The following is a 9602-nucleotide window of genomic DNA, read 5'->3' on the forward strand; positions in this document are numbered from 1 at the left end:
TATGCGTAACCCTCTCCAAATTTCCGCTCTCCCCGGCGAAGGCCGGGGCCCAGATCAGCCTGAGCGTTTTGAAGTGGGCGCGCCTTCGGTCTGGACCGGATCTAAGGGCGTCCCGGGTTCGATCTGGATCCCGGCTTTCGCCGGGAAGAGCGGTAGGGAGCCTACCGGAGCGCCTGACCCACCACCTTCAGACTGCCGTCGCCCTTCTCTGGCCTCACGCCCGAGACCCTGGCCAGCAGCGGATAGACGTCGACATTGTCGAACATCGGCAGCACTACGCCAGGCTTAATAGAAGGGCCGTGGGCAATGAACGCCGCGAGCATGGCCGGATCATAAGGGTCGAAGCCGTGCTGGCCGCCGTCCAGGCCATCCCACTTGCCGGGCTTGGCCATCATCTTGCGGGTCGTCACGTACCAGCCGGTCTCCGACAGGCAGACAATCGCCGGCACCCGGGGATTGCGGCCGTAGTGATAACGTTTCGGGATCTGCCCCTTCTTCCAGCAGGTCAGATGCGGCAGCGGCTTGAGCAGCGCCGCCTCGACCTCGGCCTCATGGCCAGGCAGCGGCGTTAGGCCGACGACCGCACCGGTGGTGACCAGCCTGACCTTGGACAGGTCGACCACGTCATCCAGCGGCCAGCGCTGGGAAGCCGGCACCGCGGCCATGCCGTGGTCGGCGACGACGACGATATCGGTGGTCTCGAACCGGCCGCGCGCCTTCAGGCCCTCGACCAGCCTCGCCATGGCCTGATCGACCTCGACGACGGCGGCGCGCGCCTGGGGCGAGCCTGGTCCGTAATGATGCCCCTCGGTGTCGACGATATCGAAATAGAGGGTCGAGAGCCGCAGTTCCGGCCCCTTAGGATCATCCAGCCAGGCCAGCAGCGTATCGACGCGGTCGTTCGACGGCATGGCCTGATTGAAGGCCATCCAGCGCGACGGACGCACGCCATCGATTTCGGTCTCCGAGCCCGGCCAGAACATCGCCGCCGCCTTCAGACCCTGCTTTTCGGCCGAGACCCAAAGCGGCAAGGCCTGGTTCCACCAGCGCTGGTCATGCACGGCGTCAGCGTTGGACATCGAGAACCGCACGCCAGGAATATGCTCGTCTTCCATGACGTTGTTGACGATGCCGTTTCGGTCGGGCCGCTTGCCGGTGATGAGGGTGTAGTGGTTGGGAAAGGTCAGGGTCGGGAACGACGGTCGCATGCCGCCGCGCGCGCCAGCGGCGGCCAGAGCATCGAGCGTCGGGGTGTCGCCCTTGCCAAGATAGTCGGCCCGAAAGCCATCGCTGGAGACCAGAATGGTCAGCCGGCTATTGGGCGCCGCGACACGCTCGCCCATCGAGGCGCAGGCCGACAGCAGCAGCGCCGCGCCCAAAGTCGCCCCCAGGGCCAAAACGCGGAACAGGCTTTTCATCTCGCACCTTCTCGGCAGTCTCGCGGCGTCGATGCCAGCCGCACGTCTCGCCCGTATGACAGGGGCGTGTGACAGCGCGCATGACCTCGTCTTAACTTGGCGGGCGAGAACCGCACCCCCATAGTTGTCGCCTTCGACAGGATTCTCCCGTCATGGAAGCCGCCCCCGCATGAGCATCGCCCTTGAGGCCACTGGCCTCACCAAGACCTACGGGGCGGTGCGCGCGCTCGACGACTTTTCCATCGCCATACCGGCCGGCGGCGTATTCGGTGTCCTGGGTCCGAACGGGGCCGGCAAGAGCACCCTTTTCCGCATCGCGCTTGGCCTGGTGCGGCCGACCAGCGGAACCGCGCGACTGTTCGGCGCGCCAGCTGGCGACCTGACCGCTCTGCGCCGGGTCGGCGCGATGATCGAGACGCCGCGCTATCCGCCCTATCTGACCGCGCGCGACACTCTGCGGATGCTGGCCCTGGAGAGCGGAGCCCTTAAAGGCGGCATGGGGGACGCCGACATCAACGGCTGGCTGGACCGCGTGGGTCTGAGCGACGCCGCCGATCGCCCGACCAATGGCTTCTCGGTCGGCATGAAGCAGCGCCTGGGACTCGCCGCCGCCTTCTTCACCCGGCCCGAACTGGTGATCCTGGACGAGCCGACCAGCGGCATGGACCCTGCTGGTATCCAGGAAATCCGCGCCCTGATCGTCGACCTCGCCAAGCGCGAGGGCGTGACGGTGATCCTCGCCAGCCACCAGCTCGACGAGGTCAGGCGCATGTGCGACCGGGTGGCGATCCTCTCCAGAGGCAAGATCGCGGCCGAGGGCGCGGTCGACGCCCTGACCGCTGGTCAGGCGCGCCTGCGGCTGGTCGCCTCCCCCGTCGCCCAGGTGCTGGCGACGCTGGGGAGCAAGGGCGAGGCCGATGGCGAGGGCGCCGTGCTGGCCGACATCCGCAAGGACGAGGCCCCTGCCCTGATCCGATCGCTGGTCGAGACCGGGGTCGAGATTACCGAGGCCCGCTGGCGCGAGGCCGATCTCGAGGGCGTCTATCTCAAGACCCTCGAACAGACGCCGCAAGCGCCAAAGGGAGCGATCTGATGCTGGCCGACGCCATCGCCGCCGAACGCTTCCGCCTGCTGCGCGACCGCTCGGCCCTGTTCTGGGGTTTCGGCTTCATGCCGCTGGTCGGCTTTTTCCTCGCCATCGGCGGCGACCTGTTCGTCCGCAACATCGTCAAGCGGCCGATGCCGGGCGCGACCATCGATCTGGCCGCCCAGGTCATCAAGGCGCTGGGCAATGGCGCGTCGACCATGGCGGCGCTGTTCCTGATGATCGGCGCAGCCTCGATCCTGGCCGGCGACTATCGCTGGGAGACCTGGCGCCTGCGCACGCCGCGCAACAGCCGCTTCAACCTGCTGGCCGCTAAGCTGGTGGTGATTGGCGAGGCCATCCTGTGGAGCCTGGTCCTGACCGTGGCGCTGACCCTGGCGGCCGCCGTGATTGGCGCGGCCCTCAATGGCAAGGCCATCATCCCCTCCCCGCTGGGCCTTTCCGAAATCGCCGGCGTCTTCGTGGTCACCTGGCTGGAGGCGATGAGTCTCGCCGCGCTCGCCGCCTGCGTGGCGGTCGTGGCGCGCTCGCCGATGGCGGCGGTCGTGGTCTGCCTGGTGGTCCGCTTCGTCCAGTCGATCCTGGCGGCTGCCCTGGGAGCCATGGCGCCCGAGCCGACCTGGAAGGTGCTGGCCATCCCGGCCTATGACGCCGACCTGCTCCGCGCCTTCGTGACCGCGCCGTCGCATTCGGGGCTGGACGGCGGACCGGCGGGCTGGGCGCTGCTGGCTTTGTTGGGCTGGATCGCGGCGCTGACGGCCGGGGCCATTGTGCTGTTCCAGCGGCAGGATCTGACGCGGGAGTAGCGGCGGCCTGCGGGTTGATCAGCTGGCGCCAGCGCGTTCGGCGGCGTGCAATGCCCGAAGTCGCGCTTGGGGCAACACCCTGTCCGGCAGTAGCCCACGTCCGCTTCGAGACACCTCTGAAGGTGCCTATTGCGCAGGCTTGCGCTCGGCGCGGACCTTCACGCCGCGCCCCGTCAGGGTCAGCCCGTGCGGATCGAAGGTAACGTCGAGATCCGCCGTATAGGCGTAGAAGCGGCCAGCGCCGTTCGGCAACCAGTAGACGGCGGGTTGGTCATCTAGTTGGGCTGCCAGATATCTGTCGAATCCCGGCTTGATGGTCAGGGTGTGCCCATCGGGCAAGGCATAAGCGCCGAGATAGCGCGCCAGCTCGCCTTGGGACAACGGCGCGTAGGGCAAGTCGACTGGAACGGTGGGCGGCAGCACAAAGCGAAAGCCGTCGAGCATCAGGTTCGGATAGTAGGAGATGTGGTTCTCGCCGGGATAGGATTTGGCTTGCAAGGTCACGCCAGGTTTCCTCCTGAACGCTGCGGCCAAGGTCGCGAAGCCTCGTTTCATTTCACGCTTCTCCGCCTCCGTAGCGTCCTCGGCGCCGCCGACGGCCAGGAAGATTCTTTGGCCCCGCGCCCTGGCCGTCGCCTTGGCGACCCGGTCCACGAGGCCGGGATCTCGCGGAACCACCACGCTGCCGATGATATAGCCGGCGAAGGCGTCGGGATTACCCGCGAACACGTTGGCGGCGAAGACCCCGCCGAGCGAGTGGCCGAAGGGGACGGAGCCCGCCGGATCGGCTGGGTACTTCTCGTCGATAAACGGTTTCAGGTCCTGAAGCAGAAACGCCTCGAAGGCCGCGCCCCCGCCACCGGAAGTCTTTCCGTCCAAGGTAAAAGGGCGGTGGGTGAAGTCCTCGTTCCGGGAGGAACGGTTGGCCGGGAGCAAGACGGAGGCTGACGACGATCGCCGGCGCCATCATGGCCCGCGCGCTGAGAAAGACGCTGTTCGGCCCAGCCAGTCCGTAGCCGCCGTCGAGCGCATAGATGGCCGCCAGCTTCTGCCCAGGCAGAGCGACCTTGGCGTTAGGAAGCTGGACCGTGACCTCGTAGTTGCGCGCCAGTCGGTTGGAGTGGACGACGAACCGCGTCGAGTTCTGCTCGGCGACGGAGGCCTCGGAGACGACTGTCAGGGTATCGGCGACCGCCACCGACGCCAATGTTGCAACGCCGATCAACAAGCATGCCGCCAAAGTCCGGTGCATAGCCCCTCCTGCATCCCTGCATCCCTGCATCCCTGCATCCGAGGGTGAAGCTGAATGTCCTTGGTGTCCGAAAGGTGGCCCGGTGGCGATTTCCTCTCGCCGCCTCAGCAGAACGTCGAAACGTCCGCTCTCAGCCAGCACACAACTCTCTCCCCGCCCAAACCCCCAAAACGCAAAAAGGCCCCGGATCGCTCCGGGGCCTTTTTCGTTCAGCCTGGGCTGAGAATTAGTCTTCGGCTTGGGCCGAATAGTCAGGACCCGAGTCCTTGCCCTTGGCCGAGACGTCGCGGTCGACGAACTCGATCACGGCCAGCGGGGCGTTGTCGCCATAGCGGAAACCGGCCTTCAGGACGCGGATATAGCCGCCCTGACGTTCCTGGTAGCGCGGGCCGATGGCGGCGAACAGCTTGCCGACCTGTTCGACGTCGCGAACGATGCTGATGGCCTGACGACGGGCGTGCAGGTCGCCGCGCTTGGCCAGGGTAACCAGCTTTTCGACGAAGGGACGCAGTTCCTTGGCCTTGGGCAGGGTGGTGACGATTTGCTCGTGCTTGATCAGCGAGGCCGACATGTTGGCGAACATGGCGGTGCGGTGAGCGGACGTGCGGCCGAGTTTACGGTGAGCTTTACCGTGGCGCATTGTAGTGTCTCCTGGGCCTTGGCCCGCAGGCGCGATCTAGCGCTGATTGTCACCAATCCCGGCTTGTTCCCGGCCGGGGTCAGAGCGAAGCGCCGGGGCCCTCCACCGCTGTAGCGGCTTCAAAAGGCCCGGGCCGCCCTCCATCCCCGAGGGGTGGCGAGCGGCTCGGATCGAGCGCGGCCTTAAATCTTAGATCTGGTCTTCGAACTTCTTGGCCAGGTCTTCGATGTTCTCGGGCGGCCAGTTCGGCACATCCATACCCAGGTGCAGCGCCATGCCAGCCAACACTTCCTTGATTTCGTTCAAGGACTTGCGGCCGAAGTTCGGCGTGCGCAGCATCTCGGCTTCGGTCTTCTGGATCAGATCGCCGATGTAGACGATGTTGTCGTTCTTCAGGCAGTTAGCCGAACGAACCGACAGTTCCAGCTCATCGACCTTCTTCAGGAGCGCCGGGTTGAACGGCAGTTCCGGCTTGGCCTCGTCGGCCGACTTGGCCTTGGGCTCTTCGAAGGTGATGAAAATCTGCAGTTGGTCTTGCAGGATCCGGGCAGCGTAGGCCACGGCGTCCACCGGAGTGACGGCGCCGTTGGTTTCGACTTCCAGGATCAGCTTGTCATAGTCCAGCGACTGGCCTTGACGGGTCGGCTCGACGCGATAGGCGACGCGCTTGACCGGCGAGTACAGGGCGTCGACGGCGATGAGGCCGATCGGCGCGTCTTCCGGACGGTTCTTGTCTGCCGGGACGTAACCCTTGCCGGTGTTGACCGTGAACTCCATACGCACGGTGGCGCCGTCGTCCAGCGTGCAGAGCACGTGGTCGGGGTTCAGGATCTCGATGTCCGACGGCGTTTCGATCTGACCAGCGGTCACCGGGCCGGGGCCCGTGGCGCGCAAGGTCATGCGCTTCGGCCCCTCGGCATGCATGCGCACGGCGAGTTGCTTGATGTTCAGAACGATGTCGACGACGTCTTCGCGGACGCCTTCGAGCGAGGAGAATTCATGTACGACGCCATCGATCTGGATGGCGGTGACGGCTGCACCCTGAAGCGACGAGAGCAGAACGCGACGAAGCGCGTTGCCGAGCGTCACGCCGAAGCCACGCTCGAGAGGCTCAGCCACGATCCGCGCCTTGCGGGTCGCGTCGGCGCCAGTCTCGATTTGCGGCTTCTCAGGACGGATCAGCTCGTTCCAGTTTCTTTCGATCACGTGGTCGATCCCTTGAACGCGGCTCGCCGGCCGCGTTTTGCGCAGCCGGCGAAGGAGAATTGTGTCTGAAAAGTACTAGACGCGACGACGCTTGGGCGGACGGCAGCCGTTATGCGGGATCGGCGTGACGTCGCGGATCGTCGTAATGGTCATGCCTGCGGCCTGAAGGGCGCGCAGAGCCGACTCACGACCCGAACCCGGACCCGACACGTTGACCTCGAGGGTCTTCACGCCGTGCTCGGCAGCCTTCTTGCCCGCGTCTTCCGCAGCCATCTGAGCGGCGTACGGGGTCGACTTGCGCGAACCCTTGAAGCCCATCGCGCCGGCGCTGGACCAGGAAATCGTGTTTCCCTGAGCGTCGGTGATGGTGATCATGGTGTTGTTGAACGAGGCGTTCACATGCGCCACGCCCGAGGTGATGTTCTTGCGTTCGCGCTTTTTAACGCGACCCGGTTCCTTGGCCATCGTCAGGCTACCTTATTTCTTCTTGCCGGCGATCGGCTTGGCCGGACCCTTGCGGGTGCGAGCGTTCGTGTGCGTACGCTGACCGCGGACCGGGAGGCCCTTACGGTGACGCAGGCCACGATAGCAGGCCAGGTCCATCAGGCGCTTGATGTTCATGGAGTTTTCGCGGCGCAGGTCGCCTTCGACGGTGAAGTCCTTGTCGATCGTTTCACGGATCTGGAGGACCTCAGCATCGGTCAGCTGATTGACGCGGCGGGTGTCGTCCAGGCCCACCTTCGTGACGATGTCACGAGCGGACTTCTGGCCGATGCCATGAATGTACTGAAGCGCGATCAAAACGCGCTTGTTCGTCGGGATGTTGACGCCTGCGATACGGGCCACGTCTAATGTTCTCCTAGTCACGCACTAAAGACGCGAACGGCGCGCCCGGCCCGGTCTTTCGACCCAGTCCGGCGCGCACAGATCGCGCCCTTTCGCGGAAGCGCCCCGTTATAGGGATCGTTGCGCCGCCGTCAATGGTTGAATCCGCCGAAAATCAACGAATTGAAAATGTCTTACGCCGCGCCCGAAAGCGCCGCGTCGATAGAGGCTGCGACCGTTTCCACGTCCGCCATGCCATCCAGCTCGGTCAGCTTACCCTGCCCCACATAGTAGGGCAGTAGAGGGGCCGTCTGAGCGTTGTACTGGGCCAACCGCATCACGAAGACTTCCGGGTTGTCGTCGGCCCTGCCCTGCTCGGCAAATCTCTTGGAGATCCGTTCGATCAAGGACGGTTCGTCTACCTTGAGTCGGAGGACAAGGTCGATCTTCTGGCCGCGAGCAGCCAGTATTTTATCCAACGCCTCGGCCTGGGCCACGGTGCGGGGAAATCCGTCGAAGATGGCGCCGCCGGCGGCTTCCGCCTCAGGCAACCTGTCCTTGATCAGGGCGATGACGATCTCGTCGGTCACCAGCTCGCCACGGTCGAGTACACCCTTCACACGAGCGCCCAGCTCGGAGCCCGACGCGATAGCCGCGCGAAGCATGTCGCCGGTGGAAAGCTGGACCATGCCGCGCTCGGTGACGAGCCGCTTGGCCTGGGTCCCCTTCCCCGCCGCCGGCGGTCCGAACAGGATCAAGTTCATGAATACCCCTTCGCGCGTCGCCGAGTCTGCGCCCGGTCCATCTTCCCCGCAGACCTAGAGTGCGGGTGAAAAAAACGGAAGCCGGTTTTATGACAAACCGGCTTCCGAAACGCTTTATCGCCCTAGCGGCCTTTGCCGCCCCGGAGTTTCGACTTCTTGATCAGACCTTCGTACTGGTGCGCCAGCAATTGGGACTGAATCTGAGCCACGGTGTCCATGGTCACCGTCACGACGATGAGCACCGACGTGCCGCCCAAGGCAAACTGGGTCGCGCCCAGGCCCGCCATGAGGATTTCCGGCATGATACAGACGGCGGTGATGTAGGCCGCGCCGATCACCGTCAGACGGGTCAGGACATAGTCCAGATACTCGGCCGTGCGCTTGCCAGGTCGGATGCCCGGCAGGAACCCGCCGTACTTGCGCAGGTTCTCGGCCGTCTCCTCGGGATTGAACACTACCGAGGTGTAGAAGAACGAGAAGAACACGATCAGCGCCGCGTACAGCAGCATGAACGCCGGCTGGCCGTGCTGCAGCGCGCCAACCGTGCCCGGCAGCCAAGCCGCCCATGCCGGCAGAGTGGCCGTCGACAGGAAGCCCATGGCGGTCGTCGGCAGGAGCAGCAGGCTCGAGGCGAAGATCGGCGGGATGACGCCGGCGGTGTTGATCTTCAGCGGCATGAACGAGGTGTCGCCGCCGATCATGCGGTTGCCCTGCTGACGCTTTGGATAGTGGACCAGCAGGCGGCGCTGCGAGCGCTCGATGAAGACGATCGCCCAGACAGCGGCGACGGCCAGCAGCACGATCACGAACAGCGGCAGGTAGTTGCCCGAGGTCTGCGACTGCACCAGCAGCTGGCCGATGCCGCGCGGCAGGCCCGCCACGATGCCGGCGAAGATGATCAGCGAGACGCCATTGCCGACGCCGCGGCTGGTGATCTGCTCGCCAAGCCACATCAGGAACAGCGTGCCCCCGGTCAGGGCCACCACGGTGGAGGCGATGAAGAACGGGGCGCTGATGCCTTCGAACACCAGGCCGGGCTGGCCATGCAGGCCGACGGCGATCGAGAACGACTGCACGATGGCCAGAACCACGGCGAGATAGCGCGTGTACTGGTTGAGGGTCTTGCGGCCGGCTTCGCCGCCTTCCTTCTTCAGCTTTTCCCACGGCGGATACACCGAGCCCATCAGCTGCACGATGATCGAGGCGCTGATGTAGGGCATGACGTTCAACGAGAATATCGCCATCCGTTCGACCGCGCCCCCCGAGAACATGTTGAACATGCCCAGGATGCCCTTCGACTGGCCCGCGAAGGCGTTGGCGAAGGCGTCCGGATTGATGCCGGGGATCGGCACATAAGTGCCAAGGCGGAAGACGACCAAGGCGATGATCGTGAACCAGATGCGCTTGTGAAGTTCGGTCGCCTTTTGGAACGACGCGAAATTCATGTTGGCTGCGAGTTGTTCGGCGGCCGAGGCCATTCAATTCCCCACGACTCTAATACTGAGCCACAAATAGGTGAGGCCCGCCGTGATGTCACGGCGAGCCTCAAAAAGAACTGTCATTCCGGCCGAAGCGGAGCGAAGAGC

The 9602-nt window shown here is 64.9% G+C and carries 10 protein-coding genes; 2 read left to right on the forward strand and 8 right to left on the reverse strand.

The window, feature by feature from the left end:
- Positions 1-161: 161 nt before the first annotated feature.
- Positions 162-1418, reverse strand: coding sequence for an ectonucleotide pyrophosphatase/phosphodiesterase (locus ACP69S_RS18885; RefSeq protein WP_425999879.1), 1257 nt, complete (start codon positions 1416-1418; stop codon positions 162-164).
- 169 nt (positions 1419-1587) lie between these two features.
- On the opposite strand from ACP69S_RS18885, the gene ACP69S_RS18890 reads away from it, so the two are divergent.
- Together ACP69S_RS18890 and ACP69S_RS18895 are read left to right on the forward strand one after the other, a co-directional pair.
- A complete protein-coding gene (locus ACP69S_RS18890; protein ID WP_425999881.1) occupies positions 1588-2511 on the forward strand; it encodes an ABC transporter ATP-binding protein in 924 nt (307 codons plus the stop codon).
- A complete protein-coding gene (locus ACP69S_RS18895) occupies positions 2511-3329 on the forward strand; it encodes an ABC transporter permease (protein WP_425999883.1) in 819 nt (272 codons plus the stop codon). The genes ACP69S_RS18890 and ACP69S_RS18895 overlap by 1 nt, the downstream gene beginning before the upstream one ends.
- A 126-nt stretch (positions 3330-3455) precedes the next feature.
- On the opposite strand, the gene ACP69S_RS18900 is transcribed toward ACP69S_RS18895, so the two are convergent.
- The 7 genes from ACP69S_RS18900 to secY form a co-directional block, all read right to left on the reverse strand.
- Positions 3456-4265 carry an alpha/beta hydrolase gene (locus tag ACP69S_RS18900; RefSeq protein WP_425999885.1) on the reverse strand — a complete coding sequence of 270 codons (810 nt, stop codon included), beginning with the start codon at positions 4263-4265 and terminating at the stop codon, positions 3456-3458.
- Positions 4266-4807: 542 nt separating this feature from the next.
- Entirely contained in the window at positions 4808-5221 is a 414-nt protein-coding gene (gene rplQ / locus ACP69S_RS18905) for a 50S ribosomal protein L17 (RefSeq protein WP_425999887.1), read from the reverse strand.
- A gap of 189 nt (positions 5222-5410) precedes the next feature.
- The gene (locus tag ACP69S_RS18910; protein WP_062145568.1) at positions 5411-6427 is read right to left on the reverse strand and encodes a DNA-directed RNA polymerase subunit alpha; all 1017 of its coding nucleotides are present in this window, start codon (positions 6425-6427) and stop codon (positions 5411-5413) included.
- A 75-nt stretch (positions 6428-6502) separates the two neighbouring features.
- Complete coding sequence (rpsK, locus tag ACP69S_RS18915) at positions 6503-6892, reverse strand: 30S ribosomal protein S11 (RefSeq protein ID WP_035049391.1); 390 nt, start codon at positions 6890-6892, stop codon at positions 6503-6505.
- A 12-nt stretch (positions 6893-6904) separates the two neighbouring features.
- On the reverse strand, positions 6905-7273 hold the full coding sequence (gene rpsM / locus ACP69S_RS18920) for a 30S ribosomal protein S13 (RefSeq protein ID WP_425999889.1): 369 nt from the start codon (positions 7271-7273) through the stop codon (positions 6905-6907).
- Between the two features lie 173 nt (positions 7274-7446).
- Positions 7447-8016, reverse strand: a complete 570-nt coding sequence (locus tag ACP69S_RS18925) for an adenylate kinase (protein ID WP_425999891.1) — start codon at positions 8014-8016, stop codon at positions 7447-7449.
- Positions 8017-8138: 122 nt separating this feature from the next.
- A complete protein-coding gene (gene secY / locus ACP69S_RS18930; protein ID WP_425999893.1) occupies positions 8139-9494 on the reverse strand; it encodes a preprotein translocase subunit SecY in 1356 nt (451 codons plus the stop codon).
- Positions 9495-9602 lie beyond the last annotated feature (108 nt).

This window comes from Caulobacter sp. DWR1-3-2b1, assembly GCF_049895765.1.
GTDB lineage: Bacteria > Pseudomonadota > Alphaproteobacteria > Caulobacterales > Caulobacteraceae > Caulobacter.

Coding starts and splice junctions, on each gene's coding strand:
- ACP69S_RS18885 (WP_425999879.1), bottom strand. CDS start 1,418: ATGAAAAGCCTGTTCCGCGTTTTGGCCCTGGGGGCGACTTTGGGCGCG.
- ACP69S_RS18890 (WP_425999881.1), top strand. CDS start 1,588: ATGAGCATCGCCCTTGAGGCCACTGGCCTCACCAAGACCTACGGGGCG.
- ACP69S_RS18895 (WP_425999883.1), top strand. CDS start 2,511: ATGCTGGCCGACGCCATCGCCGCCGAACGCTTCCGCCTGCTGCGCGAC.
- rplQ (WP_425999887.1), bottom strand. CDS start 5,221: ATGCGCCACGGTAAAGCTCACCGTAAACTCGGCCGCACGTCCGCTCAC.
- rpsK (WP_035049391.1), bottom strand. CDS start 6,892: ATGGCCAAGGAACCGGGTCGCGTTAAAAAGCGCGAACGCAAGAACATC.
- ACP69S_RS18925 (WP_425999891.1), bottom strand. CDS start 8,016: ATGAACTTGATCCTGTTCGGACCGCCGGCGGCGGGGAAGGGGACCCAG.
- secY (WP_425999893.1), bottom strand. CDS start 9,494: ATGGCCTCGGCCGCCGAACAACTCGCAGCCAACATGAATTTCGCGTCG.